21 protein-coding genes and 2 pseudogenes are annotated in these 20,137 nt (G+C 64.0%); 8 read left to right on the top strand and 15 right to left on the bottom strand.

What is annotated here, in order from left to right:
• Positions 1-18: 18 nt before the first annotated feature.
• The 7 genes from nuoF to OHQ90_RS27740 all read right to left on the bottom strand — a co-directional run bounded on the left by nuoF (position 19) and on the right by OHQ90_RS27740 (position 5,835).
• Positions 19-1,332, bottom strand: a complete 1,314-nt coding sequence (nuoF, locus tag OHQ90_RS27770; RefSeq protein ID WP_328402380.1) for an NADH-quinone oxidoreductase subunit NuoF — start codon at positions 1,330-1,332, stop codon at positions 19-21.
• Between the two features lies 1 nt (position 1,333).
• Entirely contained in the window at positions 1,334-2,047 is a 714-nt protein-coding gene (nuoE, locus tag OHQ90_RS27765; protein ID WP_328402378.1) for an NADH-quinone oxidoreductase subunit NuoE, read from the bottom strand.
• Positions 2,044-3,396, bottom strand: a complete 1,353-nt coding sequence (gene nuoD / locus OHQ90_RS27760; protein WP_328402376.1) for an NADH dehydrogenase (quinone) subunit D — start codon at positions 3,394-3,396, stop codon at positions 2,044-2,046. Before nuoD ends, nuoE begins: the two co-directional genes overlap by 4 nt.
• Positions 3,396-4,169: an NADH-quinone oxidoreductase subunit C gene (locus OHQ90_RS27755; RefSeq protein ID WP_328402374.1), complete on the bottom strand. Its 774-nt coding sequence runs from the start codon at positions 4,167-4,169 to the stop codon at positions 3,396-3,398. Before OHQ90_RS27755 ends, nuoD begins: the two co-directional genes overlap by 1 nt.
• Complete coding sequence (locus tag OHQ90_RS27750) at positions 4,166-4,720, bottom strand: NuoB/complex I 20 kDa subunit family protein (RefSeq protein ID WP_328402372.1); 555 nt, start codon at positions 4,718-4,720, stop codon at positions 4,166-4,168. Before OHQ90_RS27750 ends, OHQ90_RS27755 begins: the two co-directional genes overlap by 4 nt.
• A 60-nt stretch (positions 4,721-4,780) precedes the next feature.
• Positions 4,781-5,149 (bottom strand): NADH-quinone oxidoreductase subunit A, encoded by a 369-nt coding sequence (locus tag OHQ90_RS27745; RefSeq protein WP_379070420.1) that lies wholly within the window; start codon positions 5,147-5,149, stop codon positions 4,781-4,783.
• Positions 5,150-5,499: 350 nt separating this feature from the next.
• Positions 5,500-5,835, bottom strand: a complete 336-nt coding sequence (locus OHQ90_RS27740; RefSeq protein ID WP_328413135.1) for a hypothetical protein — start codon at positions 5,833-5,835, stop codon at positions 5,500-5,502.
• A gap of 210 nt (positions 5,836-6,045) precedes the next feature.
• Here OHQ90_RS27740 and OHQ90_RS27735 point away from each other — a divergent pair.
• The 3 genes and pseudogenes from OHQ90_RS27735 (at position 6,046) to OHQ90_RS27725 (ending at position 9,243) form a co-directional block, all read left to right on the top strand.
• Positions 6,046-7,565: pseudogene (locus OHQ90_RS27735) on the top strand (hypothetical protein).
• An 80-nt stretch (positions 7,566-7,645) separates the two neighbouring features.
• Complete coding sequence (locus OHQ90_RS27730; protein WP_328402368.1) at positions 7,646-7,987, top strand: hypothetical protein; 342 nt, start codon at positions 7,646-7,648, stop codon at positions 7,985-7,987.
• 23 nt (positions 7,988-8,010) lie between these two features.
• Complete coding sequence (locus OHQ90_RS27725; protein WP_328402366.1) at positions 8,011-9,243, top strand: FHA domain-containing protein; 1,233 nt, start codon at positions 8,011-8,013, stop codon at positions 9,241-9,243.
• 101 nt (positions 9,244-9,344) lie between these two features.
• Here OHQ90_RS27725 and OHQ90_RS27720 read toward each other — a convergent pair whose 3' ends face one another.
• A complete protein-coding gene (locus OHQ90_RS27720; RefSeq protein WP_328402364.1) occupies positions 9,345-10,214 on the bottom strand; it encodes a class I SAM-dependent methyltransferase in 870 nt (289 codons plus the stop codon).
• 231 nt (positions 10,215-10,445) lie between these two features.
• Positions 10,446-11,129 (bottom strand): isochorismatase family cysteine hydrolase, encoded by a 684-nt coding sequence (locus OHQ90_RS27715; protein WP_328402362.1) that lies wholly within the window; start codon positions 11,127-11,129, stop codon positions 10,446-10,448.
• Between the two features lie 268 nt (positions 11,130-11,397).
• Between OHQ90_RS27715 and OHQ90_RS27710 the strand changes: the two genes are divergently transcribed.
• Both OHQ90_RS27710 and OHQ90_RS27705 read left to right on the top strand, forming a co-directional pair.
• Positions 11,398-11,781 (top strand): hypothetical protein, encoded by a 384-nt coding sequence (locus tag OHQ90_RS27710; RefSeq protein ID WP_328402360.1) that lies wholly within the window; start codon positions 11,398-11,400, stop codon positions 11,779-11,781.
• A 168-nt stretch (positions 11,782-11,949) separates the two neighbouring features.
• A complete protein-coding gene (locus tag OHQ90_RS27705) occupies positions 11,950-12,096 on the top strand; it encodes a hypothetical protein (RefSeq protein WP_328402358.1) in 147 nt (48 codons plus the stop codon).
• Between the two features lie 41 nt (positions 12,097-12,137).
• On the opposite strand, the gene OHQ90_RS27700 is transcribed toward OHQ90_RS27705, so the two are convergent.
• Both OHQ90_RS27700 and OHQ90_RS27695 read right to left on the bottom strand, forming a co-directional pair.
• Entirely contained in the window at positions 12,138-12,305 is a 168-nt protein-coding gene (locus OHQ90_RS27700; RefSeq protein WP_328402356.1) for a hypothetical protein, read from the bottom strand.
• On the bottom strand, positions 12,302-12,601 hold the full coding sequence (locus OHQ90_RS27695; RefSeq protein WP_328402354.1) for a hypothetical protein: 300 nt from the start codon (positions 12,599-12,601) through the stop codon (positions 12,302-12,304). The genes OHQ90_RS27700 and OHQ90_RS27695 overlap by 4 nt, the downstream gene beginning before the upstream one ends.
• Positions 12,602-12,779: 178 nt before the next feature.
• Between OHQ90_RS27695 and OHQ90_RS27690 the strand changes: the two genes are divergently transcribed.
• Positions 12,780-13,931 (top strand): helix-turn-helix domain-containing protein, encoded by a 1,152-nt coding sequence (locus OHQ90_RS27690; protein WP_328402352.1) that lies wholly within the window; start codon positions 12,780-12,782, stop codon positions 13,929-13,931.
• A 191-nt stretch (positions 13,932-14,122) separates the two neighbouring features.
• Here OHQ90_RS27690 and OHQ90_RS27685 read toward each other — a convergent pair whose 3' ends face one another.
• A complete protein-coding gene (locus OHQ90_RS27685; protein ID WP_328402350.1) occupies positions 14,123-14,308 on the bottom strand; it encodes a transposase in 186 nt (61 codons plus the stop codon).
• A gap of 266 nt (positions 14,309-14,574) precedes the next feature.
• A complete protein-coding gene (locus tag OHQ90_RS27680) occupies positions 14,575-16,062 on the bottom strand; it encodes an aminotransferase class V-fold PLP-dependent enzyme (RefSeq protein ID WP_328402348.1) in 1,488 nt (495 codons plus the stop codon).
• A gap of 722 nt (positions 16,063-16,784) precedes the next feature.
• Here OHQ90_RS27680 and OHQ90_RS27675 point away from each other — a divergent pair.
• Positions 16,785-17,144 carry a hypothetical protein gene (locus tag OHQ90_RS27675; RefSeq protein ID WP_328402346.1) on the top strand — a complete coding sequence of 120 codons (360 nt, stop codon included), beginning with the start codon at positions 16,785-16,787 and terminating at the stop codon, positions 17,142-17,144.
• Positions 17,145-17,525: 381 nt separating this feature from the next.
• Complete coding sequence (locus tag OHQ90_RS39585; RefSeq protein WP_442941191.1) at positions 17,526-18,272, top strand: class I SAM-dependent methyltransferase; 747 nt, start codon at positions 17,526-17,528, stop codon at positions 18,270-18,272.
• A 17-nt stretch (positions 18,273-18,289) separates the two neighbouring features.
• Here the strand turns inward: OHQ90_RS39585 and OHQ90_RS27665 are convergent.
• Both OHQ90_RS27665 and OHQ90_RS27660 read right to left on the bottom strand, forming a co-directional pair.
• Positions 18,290-18,528: pseudogene (locus OHQ90_RS27665) on the bottom strand (IS3-like element ISMysp3 family transposase); the annotation flags it as partial.
• Positions 18,529-19,144: 616 nt separating this feature from the next.
• Positions 19,145-19,618, bottom strand: coding sequence for a polyketide cyclase (locus OHQ90_RS27660; RefSeq protein ID WP_328402342.1), 474 nt, complete (start codon positions 19,616-19,618; stop codon positions 19,145-19,147).
• Positions 19,619-20,137 lie beyond the last annotated feature (519 nt).

Below are 20,137 nucleotides of genomic sequence, written 5' to 3'. Positions count from 1 at the left end.
CGCTACGCGATGCTGTACTCATCGGACTCCTTCGGCCCAGGCAGTCGTGCGCGCGGGATCGAACGGACAGCCGTCGAGGCGCAGATGGTCGATGAACTCCTCGCGGAAGAACTTCAGGGAGGAGATGATCGGGCTGGCCGCGCCGTCACCGAGGGCGCAGAACGACTTGCCGTTGATGGTGTCGCTGATATCGAGCAACTTGTCCAGATCGGATTCGGTGCCGCGGCCCGCCTCGATGCGCTCGAGCAACTGGACGAGCCAGTAGGTGCCCTCGCGGCAGGGTGTGCACTTGCCGCACGATTCGTGGGCGTAGAACTCGGTCCAGCGCAGGACGGCACGCACCACGCAGGTGGTGTCGTCGAAGATCTGTAATGCCTTGGTGCCCAGCATGGATCCGGCGCCCGCGACACCCTCGTAGTCCAGCGGTACATCGAGGTGCTCGTCGGTGAACAACGGTGTCGACGAGCCGCCGGGCGTCCAGAACTTCACCCGATGCCCGGCACGCACGCCGCCTGCGTAATCGAGCAGTTCCCGCAGCGTGATGCCGAGCGGCGCCTCGTACTGGCCGGGCCGGGCGACATGGCCCGACAAGGAGTACAGCGTGAAGCCAGGCGACTTCTCGGTGCCCATGGACCGGAACCAGGCTGTGCCGTTGAGGATGATCGGCGGCACACTGGCAATGGATTCGACGTTGTTCACCACAGTCGGGCAGGCGTAGAGCCCGGCGACGGCGGGGAACGGCGGTCGCAGGCGGGGCTGGCCGCGGCGGCCTTCCAGTGAATCCAGCAGCGCGGTTTCCTCGCCACAGATGTAGGCGCCCGCACCGGCGTGCACGATCAGCTCGAGGTCGTAGCCGGTGCCGAGGATATTGCGGCCGAGATACCCGGCCTCGTAGGCCTGGGTCACCGCGGCCTGTAGGCGACGCAGCACCGGCACCACCTCGCCGCGCACATAGATGAAGGCGTGCGCCGCGCGGATGGCGTAGGCGGCGATGATCACACCCTCGATCAGCGTGTGCGGAGTGGCCAGCATGAGGGGAATGTCCTTGCAGGTGCCGGGTTCCGACTCGTCGGCATTGACAACCAGGTAGTGCGGCTTGGTGGTGCCGTCTGGGCCTGGGCCCTGCGGAATGAAGCTCCACTTCATGCCGGTCGGGAACCCCGCGCCGCCGCGGCCGCGCAGACCCGCGTCCTTGACGGTCTGGATGACCTGATCGGGGTCCATCCGCAAGGCTTTGCGCAGCGCCTGGTAGCCGTCATGGCGATGGTAGGTGTCCATCGTCCACGATTGGGGGTCGTCCCAGTATCGGGTGAGAACCGGAGTCAACGTCATATCAGGCGCCCTCCATATTCGGCTGCGGCGCAGGCGGATTCATGTTGTGTTCCTGAGCGACCCGCAGACCGGCCAGGGTGGCCTCGCCCGCCGCGCCGTCCAGCACGCCGGGTCGCTGGTCGGGGAATCCGGCGAGGATGCGTGCGGTCTGCTTGAACGTGCACAGCGGCGCGCCGCGGCTCGGGGTCACCTGCTCGCCCGCGCGTAGCGAATCCACCAGTGCCTGAGCTGATTCCGGCGTCTGGTTGTCGAAGAACTCCCAGTTGACCATGACGACCGGCGCGAAATCACACGCCGCATTGCACTCGACGTGCTCGAGCGTGATCGCACCGTCCTGCGTGGTCTCGCCGTGCTGGATGCCGAGATGCCGCTGCAGTGTTGCGAGAATGGCGTCGCCACCCATCACCGCGCACAGCGTGTTGGTGCAGACCCCGACGTGGTAGTCACCGGTCGGCGTGCGCCGGTACATCGAATAGAAGGTGGCCACCGCGGTCACCTCGGCGCCGGTCAGTCCGAGCTGGTCGGCGCAGAATTCGATGCCGGTGCCGGTGACATAGCCCTCTTCGGCCTGCACCAGGTGCAGCAATGGCAGCAGCGCCGACCTGGGGTGGGGGTAACGGCCGATGATTTCCTTGGCGTCGACCTCGAGACGCTCACGCACATAGGCGGGATACGGCTCTGGTCGCGTGGTCAGCTTCAGCAGAATCTCTGTCATCGGTCCACTCCGCCCATGACGGGATCGATACTGGCGACGGCCGCGATGACGTCGGCGAGCATGCCGCCCTCACACATCGCCGCCACTGCTTGCAAATTTGTGAACGAGGGGTCGCGATAGTGCACGCGGAAGGGTCGGGTGCCGCCGTCGCTGACCATATGTACACCCAGTTCGCCGCGTGGCGACTCGACGGCCGTGTACACCTGCCCCGCCGGAACCCGGATGCCCTCGGTGACGAGTTTGAAGTGGTGGATGAGTCCCTCCATGGACTTGCCCATGATCTTGCCGATGTGCTTGGGGGAGTTGCCGAGTCCGTCCTGGCCGATCGAGAGGTCGGCGGGCCAGGCGATCTTCTTGTCGTCCACCATCACCGGACCGGGGCGCAGCCGGTCGAGGCACTGTTCGACGATCTTGAGCGATTCCTTCATCTCCTCCACCCGGATCACATAGCGGCCGTAGCAGTCGCAGCCGGTGGTGGTGGGAATGTCGAATTCGTAGGTCTCGTAGCCGCAGTAGGGCTGCGACTTGCGCAGATCGTGCGGCAGGCCGGTGGAGCGCAGCACCGGACCGGTGATGCCGAGCGCCATGCAACCGGTGAGATCCAGGTAGCCGATGTTCTGGGTGCGTGCCTTCCAGATCGGGTTGGCGGTGAGCAGTTTCTCCATGTCCCGCAGCCGCTTCGGCATCAGCTCGAGCAGTTCGCGGACCTTCGCGACACCGTTGTCCGGCAGGTCCTGGATGAGACCCCCCGGTCGGACGTAGGCGTGGTTCATGCGCAGGCCGGTGATGGTCTCGAAAACGTCCAGGATCAGTTCGCGTTCACGGAAACCGAACAGCATCGGGGTCAGCGCACCCAATTCCATGCCACCGGTGGCCAATGCGACCAGGTGCGAGGAGATGCGGTTGAGCTCCATGAGCATGACCCGGATGACGGTGGCCCGTTCGGGGATCTGCTCGGTGATGTCGAGCAGTTTCTCTACGCCGAGGCAGTAGGCCGTCTCGTTGAAGAACGGCGACAGGTAGTCCATCCTGGTGACGAAGGTGACGCCCTGGGTCCAGTTCCGGAATTCGAGATTCTTCTCGATTCCGGTGTGCAGGTAGCCGATTCCGCAGCGCGCCTCGGTGACCGTCTCGCCCTCGATCTCGAGAATGAGGCGCAGCACGCCGTGCGTGGACGGGTGCTGTGGACCCATATTGACGACGATGCGCTCTTCGCCCGCGCCGTCGAGCGCTTCGGCGACCTGGTCCCAGTCCTGTCCCGCGACCGTGACCACGGTGGGCTCTGCCCCCGCAGCCGACTCATGCCCGGCGTCATCTGCGACGTCGGGCCGAATGTCTGTTTCATTCATTAGCTGTACGTCCTCCGCTCGTCGGGCGGCGGGATACGCGCGCCCTTGTACTCGACCGGGATCCCGCCGAGCGGGTAGTCCTTGCGCTGGGGGTGGCCGCGCCAGTCGTCTGGCATGGTGATGCGGGTCAGCGAGGGGTGACCGTCGAAGAGGATGCCGAAGAAGTCGTAGGTTTCCCGCTCGTGCCAGTCGGTGGTCGGGTACACGCTGTACAGCGACGGGATGTGCGGGTCGGCGTCCGGCACGGACACCTCGATGCGCAGCCTGCGGTTGTGCGTGATCGACATGAGCGGGTAGACCGCGTGCAGTTCGCGGCCCTCGTCGTCCGGGTAGTGCACGCCGCTGACGCCGAGGCAGAGTTCGAAGCGCAGTGCGGCGTCGTTGCGCAGCGTGAGCGCGACGGTCGGCAGGTGTTCGCGGCGCACGTGCACGGTGAGCTCGCCGCGGAACACGACGACCTTCTCGATCGCGGTCTCGAAGCCGACGCCCGCGGCGGTGAGTGCGGTGCGCAACACGTCGACGACCTCGTCGAAGTAACCGCCGTAGGGTGCCGGTGTGCTGCCCGGCAGGCTGACCGGCCGGACCAGCTTGCCGTAGCCGGAGGTATCGCCGGTGCCGCTGACGCCGAACATGCCATGGCGCACGCCGATCACCTCGGCGCCCGCCGCAGCCGACTCTTCTTCGGGGACAGTGCCTTCCGGTCCGGCCGTCGTGGCCTGCGCGAGTTCTTCCGACGAAGGTGTTCCGGTGTTGTCCGGGGAGTCGAACGTCATCGCAGCAGACCCTCCATCCGGATGGTCGGCGTCGATGCCAGCGCGGCCTGCTCGGCTGCGCGGACCGCCTCGTCGCGATTGACGCCCAGCGGCATCTCTTGAATCTTTGCGTGCAGTGCCAGAATCGCGTTGAGCAGCATCTCCGGCCGCGGCGGGCAGCCGGGCAGGTAGATGTCGACGGGCACGACATGGTCGACGCCCTGCACGATGGCGTAGTTGTTGAACATGCCGCCGGAGGATGCACAGACGCCCATCGCGAGCACCCATTTCGGCTCGGTCATCTGGTCGTAGACCTGACGCAACACCGGCGCCATCTTCTGGCTGACCCGTCCTGCGACGATCATCAGATCGGCCTGTCGCGGGGAGGCGCGGAAGGCTTCCATGCCGAAGCGGGCGATGTCGAAACGGCCGGCGCCGGTGGCCATCATCTCGATGGCGCAGCAGGCGAGACCGAAGGTGGCGGGCCAGAGCGAACCCTTGCGCAGATAGCCGGCGAAATCCTCGACCGTGCTCAGCAGAAAGCCGCTGGGCAGTTTTTCTTCGAGACCCATGTTGGACTACTTCTCACTTCCACTGTGTCGACATGACGGCATGCGTACGACCGCGCGGTATCAGTCCCAACTGAGGCCGCCGCGACGCCATTCGTAGGCGTAGGCGACGGAGACGTTGACGATGAACAGCGCCATCGCGGCAAGACCGAAGAGACCGAGCGCATCGAAGTGGACAGCCCACGGGTAGAGGAACACGATCTCGATGTCGAAAATGATGAATAGCATCGCGGTGAGGTAGTACTTCACCGGAAAGCGTTGTCCGGTAATGCTTCCCGGACCGCCCGCGACCGCGTGCGGGGTCGGCTCGATGCCGCACTCATAGGCCTCGAGTTTGGCCCGGTTGTAGCGCTTCGGGCCGACAAGGGCGGCCATCACTATGGAAAAGACCGCGAACGCAGCGCCGATCGCGCCGAGCACAAGCGTCGGCATTTCGATATTCACTACTGCACTTCCCCTCCTGCGAGCTGGAGTCAGCGTGTCGGGTGAGCGCGGGTTCGGTGGGTAGGAGACCTGCTGAAGCGGGTCTCATACCGCGCCCGCGCCCATGTGAGCTAGGGCACACACTACAACTGGCACACCTGCGTGAGCCCGGTTTCGGAGCGTTGTTTGATCGAATTCGCGACTGCTATTTATGACTGACACGGGGGTAATCGAGATGTCGTCACGTGACAATCGGGCACCGCAATGACGGGCTTTACCCGTCATTTCGGCAGACGCCGGAATGTGGGATGCATAAAAAAGTCCCGGCGGACGCCGGGACTACGGAGATGTGGTTCGAGTCAGGCCGCAGTGCGCTTGCGCAGCAATGCGACGACGGCCTCGGTCAGCCGGATCGGATCGATCGGGTGTGCGACGGCGGCCTCGGCGCGTGACCAACTGGCCAGCCAGGCATCGTCGGGGCGGCCGGTGAGCACGAGAACCGGTGGACACCGGTCGATCTCGTCCTTGAGCTGTTTGGCGATCCCGAGCCCGCCGGCGGGCGCCGCCTCGCCGTCCAGGATGGCCAGGTCGATGCCGCCTGCATCCATCTGGTCGATCACCACCGGTGCGGTGGCGACCTCGAGGTACTCCAGGCCGGGTAGCTCCGGGTGCGGGTGTTTGCCCAACGCCAGCATCACCTGGCGCCGAGTATCGGCGTCGTTGCTGTACACCAGGACCCGCAGAGGGGTGGAACGAATCGTATCGGCCACGGAGGGGATGCTACTTCCGCGAGGGCACTCGCCGTGGCAGGTTCGCCCAGATTGCTTCACGCGTCGTGAGAGGTTGCGAATCGCAAGGGTTTCATAAGTTCTCGCCGGTAGTGTCCGAACACATGCCGGGGAGATATCACCCAGGCCCTCGTCGATACCGACATCTGGACCGACGAGGGGTCGGTGCCGCCGGGATCCCGGTGATCGACGTGCCGTTCGTAACCATCGGCAGTGGGATCGGATCGTTCGTCACCTACGACGCGCTACGCATCTACGGGGTGCCCGCCGCATCGATGGCCGTGCTCGGCCCACAGCAGGTGCCGTGGTCGTCCTACGAGTACCGCACCCGTGTCTCGCAGATTCCGCGTGGTGAACGGCTGCGCAGCGACTCCAGCTCGACGCCGGACAATATGTGGGGATTTCCCTCGTAAGTGGTCCGTGAGGCCATCGCGGACGCATCGATCAAACCGCTCTGGAATGTGTTCGTCGAGCCGATCTTCGCCAACTATTACACGCCGAAGGCCGGGCAGGCGTTCGATGCGATGGAACGCGAATTCCATCGCATCGACTATGCGAGCTCCTTGCATAAAGGGCATGTTCGCATGGTGCGCAAACGCAATGGCGGCGGTTACTTCACCATCTTGACCCCGCCTGAAGGTCGGACGCCGACCAAACGCGTTGCCTTTCTTAGCAACTATATCCACGTGGGTGTGGGATATCCGGGTCTGAAGCTGCTTCCGGATCTGCAGCAATACCGGGAGAGCTATCTCGATCCGACGCGGGTGGTGAATGCTTACGAGCCGCACGAGCATGTCTATCAGGCATTGCAGCGCAAGGCCGGCTCGGTGATGATCAGAGGCAGCGGCATCGTGGCCAGCCGGGTATTGCAGCGGCTGATCGACGACCGCGACAAGTTTCGGTTGAACACTCGGATCCTGCACTTGTTCCGCACCTATGTCGCCGGTGCGCACGGCCCGAATATCTTCAACCGCCGCCGCGGCGGCGACGGTTGGGCATATCAGGGTTTCAACTATCCGAAGTCGGTGTGGGGCGGGCAACTGAAGGCGAAAATGCGCACACTGCAGGGGGAAGAACGCGTAAGGAGTTCAGCGGAACCAATACGCCGATCAGGGACTCGTGGCAGGAGCAGTTGCGGCGCGGCCGGAAAGAAGGCTGGTACCAGGTGATGGCCGGGACGGCACGTGACCTGCGGCCCGCGCGCGGGCGACCGGGCGTGGTCACCACCGTCGACCCGGATCCGAAGGCTCCGCTGCCCTTCCCGCCGCCGACTCGGCCGTTCGATACGACGGTGGACTACATCATCGACTGCACTGGGTTGGAGGCCGATATCCGGGAGCATCGGGTGCTTGCGGATCTGCTCGATCATGCGGGGGAAGGACGCAATCCGGTCGGCAGACTGGATGTGGGATCGACTTTCGAGCTCATCGGCACACGAAGCGGCACCGGACGCATGTGTGCATCGGGTTCCGCGACGCTGGGTGGGCCGTTCGTCGGGGTGGATACCTTCCTGCGGTTTGCAGATCGCCGCGCAGGAGATTGCGGACGATCTTGCCGCCGTGGGATCCTGCCGCAGGATGGGTCCGCTGCGGTCGACTCATCAGTGGTGGTTATGGGTCACGAACAAGAAGATTTGACAGCATGCTTCCTACACTGAACGGGCGAATCCAGACCCGCCTTCTCGCACTCGGCATTATCGGATTCTTCGTTCGCCTTCGTGATCACGCCAGTGCTACCGACCGGTTCGCTGTCGCTGGGACAGGCCTATCGGGTGACGCTGTCGGTGCTGCTCGCCGCCGTTCTCGTCGGGGTGCTGTGGGAATTGCTCTACCATTTTCTGCAGCAGTTCCGGTGGGAGAAGGACTGGCCCACGTTGTTCGGATTCGTCACCATTGTCAATGAGGGGGCACTGATGTGGTTCCTCGTGCACGCCACGACGCTGGTGCTGCCACGGAATCTGCATCCTTCGCTCGCGGCGTTTCTCATCCAGTTCATCGTGACGTGGATGGTGTTCTGGCTCATCGTGAACGGGCCGATGCGGTTGGTGTTCCATCGGTGACGACTCCAGGGCGGGTGATTTCTGTGACCTCGCAACTGGAGGTGCTGCCGGGCGGTGCGCACCTGGTGGCGAATTGCGGCGGGGTGATTGTTGTTGTCGCGCACCGTCTCGACGTACGCGCCACGGTGGAATCGCCTGCGGGGGAGGCATTGACGGCGCTGCTCGGGTTGGTGGACCAGGCTGCGCGCACGGAGCAGCGACGTACCGGACGGGTGTTTGCCCGGCTCGCCACGAACTGGCTGATGGGTCTGGAGGATGAGGACTCGGTGGAGTTCGGGGTGTTGACCCCGAACGAGTCCGGGCTCGCGGTCTTCCTGCACGGCGGCGTGACAGCGGTGCTTGCCTACGCGGATCAGTCAGAGGTGCTGCATGGCAGGGACGCCGGGTTCACGGTCGATCGGGTGGTGACACCGGTGCCTGCGATCGGGGTCGGAGTGTTCGTTGACGAGGGTGGGAAGAGTGGGGAGTCGCTACCGGCGCGGGGGATCTACGAGTTGGGTGCGGGGACGGTGCCGGGACGCGGGGTGGTGCTGTGGTCGGGGGCGCAGAGGGGTGCGGAGCCGGTTCGGCCGATGCTGCGCAAGCGTGGCCGGCCTGTGGCTCAGAGCAAGGGGCAGCAGATTGGGCTGGAACCCGATGAGGTTACGACGCCGCAAGCGGAGTCGGTGTCTGTAGCACCGGGCGCGGACCTGCGTGCCGGAGGACTGTCCGCGGCCGGAGGTGCGGTGGCAGACAGCGCTGCCGTGCCCGGCGTCGGTGCGGTCGCGGGCAGCGGGCCGGAGCCGATTGCCCGACCGGACCCGGTGTTCGAGGAGGATTTCGAGGAGACACTGGTGCCCACCGCGGAGGTGGTGGCCCGCGCTGTCGCGGACGCGGCGCATGCGGTCGGGCCCGGTGCTGTCGTCAAGGGCTTCCAGTGTTCTCGTCATCATCTGAACGACCCTCGCGTGTCGTTCTGCGCGATCTGCGGGATTCGGATGGATCAGTTGACGTGCGTATCGGCCGACGGTGTCCGGCCGCCGCTCGGATTGCTGCTGCTCGATGACGGCACGTCGATTGTGCTCGACGCCGATTGCGTGCTCGGCCGGGAACCGGAGCATGCCGATGCGGTGAGCCGGGGTGCACGGCCGATCCGGCTGGCCGACAGCTCGGGTGGAATGTCACGTGCGCATGCCGAGATCCGGCTCGTCGACTGGGACGTCTTCGTGGTCGATCACGGCTCGGCCAACGGGACCTTCGTCAAGTCGCCGGGCTAACACGAGTGGGCGCGCACGATCCCGGGACATCCGACAACCCTCGTCGCCGGAGCACAGGTGCTGCTCGGCGGGCGCGTACTGACGTTCGATTCACAGCACAGTCAGTTCTGAGGGGTGTGCTGCAACCGCACGACCCCGGACCACGGAAACCGACCGGGTGTCCGCGGGTCCGGTTGCCGCAGGTAGGTGAACAGGCGCAGGAACCACGGCGCCCGCCGGAACTTGCGGGAGTGGACCAGCAGATGCTCCACCTCGAGCGGCTGCCAGCCGAGTTTCTCGAAGAACGCGATGCCGTTCGCGGGTTCGAAACGCAGTGGCGCGTTCTCGAACATCGCCGCGTTGCTGCGCATTCGCTTCATGCCGACGGTGATGTCGGCCAGCCACCAGGCGATCTCGGGGCGAGTCAACGCGCGGGCCAGATCGGCGACGGTGTCCTCATCGAGGTACATCAGCAAACCCTCGGTCAGCACCAGTGGTTTGGCGGCGGGCGCTGCCTTCGGGCCGAGCGGGCCGAGCGCCTCGTCGAGGACCTTCGCGCGAGCATCGGTGTCGGCGAGATCCACTCCGCGGCGAATGAGCGTGCAGCGAGATGTCTCGGTGGCCAGCGCGGTGTTCTTTTCCGCGGTCATCTTCGGGAGGTCGGCCTCTACCCACACGAAGTCTTCGGGCAGGTTCAGACGATAGGGCCGGGTATCGAGACCGGCGGCGAGATTCAACACCCGATCACAGCCCTGCTCGATCGAGGTCGCGATGAGATCGTCGATGAGTTTGGTCCGAGTGACCACCGGCCAGCCATTGCGCATAATCCGTGGCGCGGCCGCCGCCATGGCATGTCCACGTTCTCCTGCCAGTCGATCGGCAAGCGGGTCACGAAACAGGCCATCCGGTCGCGCGCTCTCGACAGCGCGATACGCCGCCACCCAACGGGCGGTATCGGACACGTTCGATATCAGCGAGTCCTCGCCGACCATGCGGGCCAGTCTTGCACAGCACTGGGCCCGACCAGAGGAAGGCCACACCACTGCCCGCGTTGATGTCGCAATATGGATATTCACCGGCTTGTAACAGCGAACCCCGCTGCTCAGGTCGTCAATGGTCCACAATCGTCACAGCAGGCTTCGCAACCCGACGACCTTATAGTCGCTGGATCGCCAATCGGGTGGGGTCCGGGATGTGCACGCCCCCCGGACCTCACCGCCCGATCATTTGTGGCCCGCTTCGATCAGCTCGAGTACCTCCGACGTCGGGCGCACATCTCCGAATGATCGATAGATGGTTTGCAGCGCGGCGTTGTGCTCGTAGTCGCGCGGCGCGGCATTGGCGTCGGCCACCATGATGACGCGGAATCCGAGCGTGCTCGCATCGCGCGCCGAGGATTCACAGCAGACATTGGTGACCGTGCCCGTGATCAGGACCGTGTCGATCTCGCGCTGTTCCAGCAGCTGTGGCAGCGGGCAGCGGCCGGAGAAGAAAGCGCTGGCGGCCGACTTCTCGGTCAGCAGATCGTCATCGTGCATCGTGAATTCGTGCCATAGGCGGCCGGGCAGTGGTCCGGTGCCACCCGAGTTGCTGTACATCGTGGCACGTTCCGGCCCGAAGAACTCGAGGTTGCTCGGAGTGGGACTGCCCGCCGTCGGCAGCACCCAGGCAACCGTGCCACCGGCCGCCCGCAGCTCCTGCGCCAGCAGGCTGATATTGGGCACAATGCCGAGGCAGTACGGATACCCGTCGACGTGGAACGGCACCATGTCGATCACCACCAGCGCGGTACGCCGCGGATCGAGCCGGGTAAACGCGAACCGCCTGCCGCGGTGCGCCTCCTGTCGGGCGTACTCGCGCTCCTGGATCAGCCAATCATGGTGCATGGCACTAGCTTCGGTATCCAATCGACTCCTTCGATTGCTGTTGCAGGTGTATAAGTCGGCGCAGCAACGGATCTGAACTGAACGGCACGCGACGGAATGAGTCGTAGACCACACCGATACTCGGTGTCAAGATCGATCTGATACCTACCGAGTGGTTTGAAATAGGTTCCCACACTGGGGAATTGGTTGGTTGACTCGCGTTTGGAAAAGATCGAGTCTGATGCAGGAACAACATTATGCCGGGGTCGACCGGCTCCGGCGGATGTCCGTTGCGAATCGAGGTACGAGTATGACTGCAATGATCAACGCGCCCAAGGCGGATTCGACGGATCTGACCCAGGTGCCACCCGCGGACTTCGACACAGCCAACCTCGAGGAAAACCTCCGCTGGGGGCATTTGTTCTGGCCCGGTTCCACGGCACTCACCGACGAGCAGATTGCCGATCGGGTGGCGCGCTACCAGGCGTCGTTGCAGCGGTACCGCGCGAGTGGCATGCAGGGCAACTACCTCCCGGACGACCTCGAGGTCGATTCCGCGTGGCATGCGCATCAGTGCGACCCGGTCGGGTACCTCGAGTTCTGCAACACCTACTTCGGTGGCATCCTGGCTCATAACGTCCAGCTCTGTGTGTGCAACCTGGTAGATCCCGACGAGGCGCCGACGGCGAAATAGGCGCGAAAAGCGTTGAGGGCGGCGGCTGTTCGCAGCCACCGCCCTCGCGTTTCGAATCGGTCAGAATTCGGCCGTACCGCCATTGTCAACCACACTCTGTACCTTGTTCGTGCGCTCGTTGAGGCCAACCCGATAGCCCTCGACGCAGACGTTTTCGAGCGTGCCGTTGTGGCCGGCGACCCGAACCTGAACGTGCCGGTCGACGCGTACACCGCGCCTGTCGGCACGGCCTTTCCAGATGACCTGGCCGAACTCGACGCCGCCGTCTGGTCACCGGCCCACGAAGCGATTCAGCGGGACAGCACGGATGGGTAGTAGCGACGGCCGCCAGTAGCTTCTCGAATCGAGGAGAACAGTCAGGGCCCGGGCGGCGGGTTGCCCTCCGCCTCTGCCCGCTGCCGGATCGCCTCCACGGAGCGCTCTTTCGGGATGCGCTCAGGCCACAGGATCACCGCGACGAGCACCGCCACGGGTAGGCCGATCACAACCATCCACCCGAGCATGATCCATCCATTGCTGCTCATCGAATCTCGTTGTACTGCGCCGAGGTTGGTGCCAATTCGATCACTGTTGGTATGGACAGGTGGCCCCGGTGGACATCGGTCAGAAGGTCTACGTCGATCGGTGTGTATGCCACGGCTGCGATCGCAGCCGTGGCATACGCATGGAGTTCGCGGAGTTCTTCGAGATCGACCGGCCACCCGTCGTCACCGACCAGAGCCCATGACCCGTCGTCGTGCTGGAGGTAGCGGGGGCCGCCCTCCGGTGCCAGCGCCAGTTTCCGAGCGTCTTCGTCGTCGCGTCGCGCGGGTAGGTCCATCTCCCGCCCCTTCCGTTGTCCGGTTGGTATGCACCCGCCGCCGAGGAATCGATGCCGGTGCCGGTTCGACCTGGCGGCGGGGCTGAAAACCACGCTATGAGTGCATAGTTCGGATTGACCCCGTCTTGCCGTCCACAAGCGTCCACAGCCGCGACCCCTCACGGTTACCGTTGATCTCATGAACCCCGGTGGGGAGAACGTCACAGGTGAGCGGCTGCGCGCTGCGCGGGAGGCGGCGGGGCTCAGTCTGTCCGCTATGGCCGCGCGCACGCACTACAGCAAGGCACTGCTGGGGATGCTGGAGAACGGGCAGCGCCAGATCAGACCGGAACATGTCCGCGCCTATGCCGACGCGCTGGGGATCGGCTCAGCGCTGTTTGTCGAACCAACCGATGGCGAACGGGCAGCGGCCGAATGGATTCAGAGGGCGGCGGCATCGGACATCGGAGGCGACACCCTGGACCGCCTGGACCAGGCAGTGGACGACTTGGCGGCGGCATACCCAACGACTCCGCCAAGTGAATTGCTCGTACGCATTCGTCAGCATCTCGGCTGCGCCGGACGCCTGATGGACAGCCGCAAGACTCTGACTCAGCACCGCCGGTTGCTCGTCACGGTCGGTTGGCTCTCGCTGCTGGCGAGCACCTGCCATATCGACTTGGGGGAGCTACAGGCCGCAGCGGCGCGCGGTCACCTGGCGTGGAAGCTCGCCGGCGAAGCGCAGCACTCGGAGATAGCGGCGTGGTGCCTCGAAACACGGGCATGGCAACAGCTCACGGACGGCGCGTTCACGGCGGCGGCCGAATTGTCGCGCGCCGCTCAGGCCATCGCTCCGGAGGACAGTTCGGCGTTCATCCAGGCAATGGCTCAGGAGGGCCGCGCACTGGCACGGCTCGGAGACAGCAAGGGCACGTATGCGGCGCTGCGCAGAGTAGCCAGGTTGGTGTCCGGGCTGAGCGTTCCCGACCGGCCAGAGCATCACTTCCGGTACGACCCCGCGAAGTCCGACGCCTACGTGGCCACGACGCTGGCCTGGCTCGGTGATCCGGCGGCCGAGCCCTACGCGCGGCATGTCCTCGCTGATCTCGCGGGCGCTACGTCTGTCCGGCCGCGCCGCAACGCGATGGCGAACCTTGATCTGGGTCTGGCGTTGGTCGCCGCCGACAAGCCTGATGAGGCGGCGGACGTGGCGCTGGCCGTGGTGACCTCCGGCAACTTGGTGCCCTCCCACTACTGGCGCGTGGCCGAGGTGGTCTCGAGGATCGAAGGTCGAGGCGCACCGGACGCGGCCGTGGTGCGCGAAGCGTTCCGCGACACCTACCCGGTGTAGTGACTGGGGGCCCGAGAAGGCATGGAATCCGCTGGTAAGCAACGGACTCCGGGAATGCGAACGGCCGCCGTCAGCCATGGGCCAGGGGCCGTTCGGAACTGCCGGTAGTTATCGAATCGACTCGACACCAACGATTCGAGGCGGCGGGAGAGAATCGTCGGTGCGCTGTATTTGCAGGTCGGACTACGTTTTCAGCGTGCCGACACGTCCCGCCATGGTGATCCGATACGGGTCCGCCACCGGATCCCGTCGATGAGCTGCCGTTTCGTCCATTTCGGTGGGCGTCCTGTCTTCTTGCCACGAGGCAGCAGCGGTTCCAGTCGCGCCCACTGGGCGTCGGTCAGGTCCGCTCGCCTCGTCACCGATACGCTGGTCACGAGGTCTCCGGTGTTCTGGTGTTGCATGGTCGCTAATCCAGATACCGGAGACCTCGCTCGATCTGCTCACCGACACCAACGCAGGCAACATCATTCGAATCTCTCGAGTGGTGGGCGCCGCGCAGCGGCGCCCACCACTCACCCCACTATTGAGACACGGGCTAGCAGCAGGCCAGCACCGCTTCGCCGCTTCCGCGGAAACCTCAACGAAATCGACCGAATCAGAGGCGCACCGCGTTTTCGATTCGGTGAGAAATGCGCACAGCTCAGCAATTCTCGCGTGGCGGGAGGCCCTGCGTCTCACACGGACGGTTGCGGTATGTGGTGTCGACGAATTCGACAAATCGCTGGACGTCCTGAAAACTGGAGGCGATCCCGAAGGAGACGCGGAGAGCACCACCGGTGGGCAGGCCGAGTTCGGTGATATACGCATCGATCGAGAGAGCCGACTTTCTGAACAGGCGAAGCAAGGATGGCCGACCGATGTCGAAGGCGGCCTCCCCAGCGCCGGGATTACAGAAGCAGCCCGTGCGCAACGAAAACCCTTCCGCCGAGGATTCTCGCGCTACCAGACGCTCGTCGACGATGGCCCCGAAGGGGTCGAGGATATTCAGCGCGACCGTCGCGCCGCGGTTGATCATATTGCGCGGCCCATAGATTCGGACCATGGAAGCCCCGTTGTCGTGCTCGAGCGACAGGAGCCGATCCAGAAGCCATCCGGTCAGGCAGCGGGTACGCCGATTGATCACATCGATGCCGACCCCGCGCAGCCAGTTGAGGCCATGTTCGATATCCGGTATGGCGAGGAAATTCACGGTGCCGTCCTCGAATTCGGCAGATCCCGCGGCCGGTGCGTGCCAACCTCCCTGAACGCTGGCGGCCTGGATGGTGCCGCCGGAGAACCAGGGCCGCCGCAGTCTGGACAATGCGTCGCGGCGGGCGATCAGACAACCGACTCCGGTCGGATAGCCGAAAAGCTTGTACCAGCTCACGGGAACGAAATCGGCTCGGACGGCGGCGAGATCGAGCTCATGCGTCGGCAGATAGGCTGCGGCGTCCAGCAATACATCGAAGCCATGCTCGTGTGCGATATCGACCCAGTCGAGCGGATGCTGAACACCGGTGAAATTGCTCTGCGCCGGATAGGCGAACAACCCACGGCTGCTTTCTCGTCCGTTCACCATAGCCATCGATAGTGATTCCTGCACCGTGCGGCGCTCCAGCGCGGCGCGGACGGCAGACTCGGTCACTCGTAGTTCGGAACCCGCGATCGGGATGTATTCCGTTCGAGCCCGCCTGGAGCGGGCGAATTCTCGAATGCCATTGACCGAATTATGGTTGTCGGCTGTCAGGACGAAACGTGTCGCGCGGCCGAAGGGATAGGCCTCGCCGACCAATCGACAGGCCGCCGTGGCGTTCGCCGTGAAGATCACGGTGTAGTCCTGCGCTGGAGCGTTGAAATGGGCGAGCACGGACGCCCGAGCAGTCTCGACCCCGGCCGTCGCCGCCCGTGAGGTCGGGTTGTCCGAATGCGGATTGCCATGGCAGCCCGCGGAGATCCACTCGTTGTGTGCCTGATATTGGGTGGTTGCGGCCAGCCCCGCGCCGGTGTAGTCGAGATAGACGTCCCGATTGCGATCCAGATACGCGTACTCGGTGGCCCGGAGGTCATCGAGCACTGTTGTCGTGGTGTACTCCGGATAGTCGGCCAGAAACTCCTGTGCGCTGGCGGTGCGCGTGCCGTCTCCGCTCATAGCAGGTCCTTGTCTTATCGTGTGGGTCAGCGGTGGCTCGGTCAGCCCATCCGCATCAGGCGAGTCCTTGTCATCGTTGGTGGTTCTGCGACAACGTGGTCTCCCTTCCTGGGCCGCAAGATCATTCGTCGCTGCCAACCAGCCAGACAACGAGACCTCCGATTCCGCTAAGAGTCAAGCAGCACCCAACGCGGCAGCATCGTCGTACACGGCTGTTCCGATGCCGCACTAACGCAACGGAATCCGCATGAGTGTCGCCGACATTTACCCAGTCGTCGAGCGATTCCAGACAATGGTGAACCGTCACGGGTTTGGGGGCCGAGGTCCTCCAGTGCTCATCGTTGCCTGCCACTGGGGCGTCTGGCGCGGGTGGGGCCGATCCAGTTGCCCCCGTTCGAGACCGTTCACCTCTACATCAACGGTCAGCGCTTCCCCGGCGACTCCGCGCCCTGTCGGTTCAGCGCACACGATCAGGTCGTTCTGGTTGTCGGCAGACGCTGGATGACTCCGGAGGGGCCGGCGAGCTACGAGTTCCCGCCTGGGCTCTGAATGGTAGGTCAAATCGATTGAGTCGCAAACAGGTTCACGCATGGCCGCTCCCAGAGATGGGAGAACCCACCCTTGACTAGTGATCTGCCACACACCAAACTCTAATTACTCCAGCACTTCTGGAGACTTGTCGGCCGACATGGTGAGTTCTAAGCGAATCGAGGCTTTGGGTTATGACGACGAGTATCGCGGCCGTATCGGCTGGAACCGAAGTACCTGCTGCGGATTTCGACACGACACACCTCAAGGAGAACCTGCGCTGGGGCCACTTGTTCTGGCCGGGCTCCGCGGCGTTGACCGAGGAGCAGATCGACGATCGGGTAGCCCGCTACCAGCGGTCGCTCGAGCGCTTCCGGGCCAGCGGCATGCAGGGCAACTACCTGCCCGACGATCTGGAAGTGGACTCGGCGTGGCATGCGCACCAGTGCGATCCGGTCGGGTACGCGGAGTTCTGCACCCAGTATTTCGGCGGCATTCTCGCCCACACGGTAACGCTGTGTGTCTGCAAGTTGGTCGATCTCGACAAGAAGTGATCCGCGCTTCGTGGTAGCCGTTCGGCGTAGCTCCCCTAGCGGGGACCTACGCCGAACGGCGGCAACTATCCGACCGTACGTGCGTCCGGTGACGGCCGGACAGCTCACTGCTCGCGTGGTCCGACCGCACTGTTTCTACAGTCATGAATTGCAATACGGCCGTCCAGCTTTCGAGGAACCAGCGATGAAGATTTCGATCGAGCAGCCGACGAGCCCGACCTCGGGCGTGCGTCACGCTCCGCTATCGGAACCGGCCGACCCGCTCGACGTGGGGGGTCACGCTCTCGGTACGGCGGTGGAGAAGATCGTCCCGAAGGGCAGTGGCACGATCCCGCCGTTACGCCGTGGCTCATCTCGGGTCACAGACTTTTCCGGCCGGTCATGATGACCAATTCCGGACACATCACGCGAGAGAACTGGGCAGATGAATTCTTCGACGAAGGCTTCCGCGAAACATTCGCCATCCTAGGCAGATACGATGACACCGAGAGCGAGATCGAGGCGATTGTCGCACTGCTCCGATTGCCCCTCGGAGCGCGAATACTCGATGTCCCTTGCGGCTTCGGCCGTCACGCCGGGCCGCTCAGTCGGCGCGGCTATCACGTCGTCGGTATAGATAACTCGCCGAAACAACTCGACGACGCCCGCCGTCGATATCCTGACTGCACCTTCGTCCTGACAGATATGCGAACGCCACCCGCAGGTCCATACGACGCAATTCTGAACCTGTGGACCAGCTTCGGCTTCTTCGACACCCGCGAGGAAGACCTTGCCGCCCTCGCGGCCTGGGCCGACGTTCTCGTGCCCGGGGGCAAGCTCGTCATGGAAATCGATACTCTCGAATACTTCGAGCATCGTGCACGCAACGGCAGCGAATTGATCAGTACGCAGCTGGTTCAACGGTCCGATGTCGTTGGTCACGCTCGATATGATTGGACCACCCAGGAACTCGACCTCCACTGGAAGCGCCCTGGATGGTCCCGACAGTGTCGGCTCCACATGTATTCCCGCCCGCAACTCGAGACAGCAATCTACGAAGCCGGATTCGGCCACGTGGCATTCGCGGGCGACTTTCATGGCCGTCCGGTGGACCTGGACAGCAGAACCGTCATTGTCGCAACCAAGTAGCGCGGCACTTTCACAACGCCGACCGACCCGGTCGAGGGCAGTGGGTCTGAAAGTCTCAGTGTTTCAAAGCGTTTCACTGCTGTGCATTGCGATCCGGCATCCGAGCGATGGATCGCACCGCTGATCGGATGGCCTTCAGGGGCCCGCAGTGCGACTGCTTGCCGGATCGCTGATTCCACGAAGTCGGCCTATTTGCTGGTCGAGCATTTCCACCCCGGATACGCCCGGCGTAGGCGCCGATGACGAACGCGGAATAGCCCGGCAGATCGGTTCGACCGCGAACCGAGCCCGATGCTCGGCGATGAATCCACAGATCACCTCTGTCGCGGGTCGCTCGCCCATGCGAAGAAAGACGTTGCTGCCGAGACGATTTCGATCGTCCGTTCCAGCTCGGCGATCTTTCGCTTCCGCCCGGCTCACTGGCTGCGAACCGCCGCACGAAGGATATGTCCCTGTGCTGGCGAGCTCCAGCCTGCTCCGGACAACGGACCGGATTTCTGACTGTCCGGTATCGGCGCTGTCGACCGAATCGAATGTGCTGGTGTGCAACCCACTTGCCGCCGCACTGTTCGGAGACTTCTCCGAATTATCGCCGACCGCAGGAACCTCATCTGGCAGCAATTCCTCGGTGACGGCCGCGACCGGGTCGCAGCATCGCCGCAAGCGCAGACGGATTCCTCGAGTGTGACACCTTGCTGGTGCCGGACACCGACCAGACTTTCGTATCTACTCGGCCCCGCCGTCCACCCCTGAAGACACCGTGATGTACTCCCATGCGTATCACCGGGATCAAACTATTCAGCTACTGAGCGTCCACTGCTGGTGGGTGCGGTGGGCACCTGCTGACGATGCCCACCAGCCTGGCTGATCGCCTACTTCTTCTCCACGGTCCTGGCGAGCAGGCCGAGCGAGGCCCGCAGCGCGGACTCAGGAAGAATCGGGAAGATTCCCATGTCGCGGTACGTCGCTGGGATCTGACTCCAGTCGTAGTACGACGTCACCGAGGTGCCGATCTCGCTGGGTTCCACGTGGTAGCCGTAGCGGTGTTCGATCATCGGCACCTGGCCCTCTCGGGAGACTGTCCACGCGATATGGGCGTCCTGTTCGAATGCGGTGATGGTCACCGTGACGTCGTACTTTCCCATCTCGGGAAAGTCATTGAGCGATTCACGATCCATCTGCACGACGAATTCATCTCCGACGGCAGTGATGGCTTCGCCTTCTGCGGATTGCAGCATGCCCGTGCTGTCGATCGACACATGCCCTTCGGGTGAGCACAGCAGGGCGAAGATCTCGGCCGGCTGTGCCGCGATCTCCCGTCGGACCTCGAACCGTTCTTCAGTCATGGGATCCATCCTCGCACAATCGTCGATCGGACGCTGATCCAAAACGCGGTTCGGTGATCGCCACCGACGAAAGGCCACGGATGCCCGCGGCGTGCCGCCTGGACCGAAATATACCTCGGTACAACGTATTTCGATGAACATCACCGCCTCTCGGCCCCGTCGTTCGGATATCATTCCCGCACAACGGCGGATAACCCGCTGTGGCGTGATGCGGAGAACTTGGCAGCCAATGTCCTAGCCGCGCAGGGACATTCCCCTGCCAAGCTGCTGTCGACACTCGTTCATGCTCGAATATCATAGCCGCGCAGGGGCATTCCCCTGGGGAGCCGCCGGAGACACTCGTTCATATCTCCACTGCCGCTTCCGGCCGGATCTCCGAGCCGGACGATTTGCAGCGGACCAGTGGCGACCGACCGCCGGAATGCCACACAGGATTTCCTCGACCGAGGTCGTGAAGTCCCATACCTGCCGCTGGAGCATATCGATGTGGTCCGTATTCAGCTGCCGGAGAGTGGCTTT

The sequence above is a fragment of the Nocardia sp. NBC_00403 genome, from assembly GCF_036046055.1.
GTDB lineage: Bacteria > Actinomycetota > Actinomycetes > Mycobacteriales > Mycobacteriaceae > Nocardia.
Note: the sequence above shows the minus strand (reverse complement) of the source record. Positions and strands in the feature narration are given on the sequence as shown.

Coding starts and splice junctions, on each gene's coding strand:
- nuoF (WP_328402380.1), bottom strand. CDS start 1,332: ATGACGTTGACTCCGGTTCTCACCCGATACTGGGACGACCCCCAATCG.
- nuoE (WP_328402378.1), bottom strand. CDS start 2,047: ATGACAGAGATTCTGCTGAAGCTGACCACGCGACCAGAGCCGTATCCC.
- nuoD (WP_328402376.1), bottom strand. CDS start 3,396: ATGAATGAAACAGACATTCGGCCCGACGTCGCAGATGACGCCGGGCAT.
- OHQ90_RS27755 (WP_328402374.1), bottom strand. CDS start 4,169: ATGACGTTCGACTCCCCGGACAACACCGGAACACCTTCGTCGGAAGAA.
- OHQ90_RS27750 (WP_328402372.1), bottom strand. CDS start 4,720: ATGGGTCTCGAAGAAAAACTGCCCAGCGGCTTTCTGCTGAGCACGGTC.
- OHQ90_RS27745 (WP_379070420.1), bottom strand. CDS start 5,149: ATGCCGACGCTTGTGCTCGGCGCGATCGGCGCTGCGTTCGCGGTCTTT.
- OHQ90_RS27740 (WP_328413135.1), bottom strand. CDS start 5,835: ATGCTGGCGTTGGGCAAACACCCGCACCCGGAGCTACCCGGCCTGGAG.
- OHQ90_RS27720 (WP_328402364.1), bottom strand. CDS start 10,214: ATGGTCGGCGAGGACTCGCTGATATCGAACGTGTCCGATACCGCCCGT.
- OHQ90_RS27710 (WP_328402360.1), top strand. CDS start 11,398: ATGACTGCAATGATCAACGCGCCCAAGGCGGATTCGACGGATCTGACC.
- OHQ90_RS27700 (WP_328402356.1), bottom strand. CDS start 12,305: ATGAGCAGCAATGGATGGATCATGCTCGGGTGGATGGTTGTGATCGGC.
- OHQ90_RS27695 (WP_328402354.1), bottom strand. CDS start 12,601: ATGGACCTACCCGCGCGACGCGACGACGAAGACGCTCGGAAACTGGCG.
- OHQ90_RS27690 (WP_328402352.1), top strand. CDS start 12,780: ATGAACCCCGGTGGGGAGAACGTCACAGGTGAGCGGCTGCGCGCTGCG.
- OHQ90_RS27680 (WP_328402348.1), bottom strand. CDS start 16,062: ATGAGCGGAGACGGCACGCGCACCGCCAGCGCACAGGAGTTTCTGGCC.
- OHQ90_RS27675 (WP_328402346.1), top strand. CDS start 16,785: ATGACGACGAGTATCGCGGCCGTATCGGCTGGAACCGAAGTACCTGCT.
- OHQ90_RS39585 (WP_442941191.1), top strand. CDS start 17,526: ATGATGACCAATTCCGGACACATCACGCGAGAGAACTGGGCAGATGAA.
- OHQ90_RS27660 (WP_328402342.1), bottom strand. CDS start 19,618: ATGACTGAAGAACGGTTCGAGGTCCGACGGGAGATCGCGGCACAGCCG.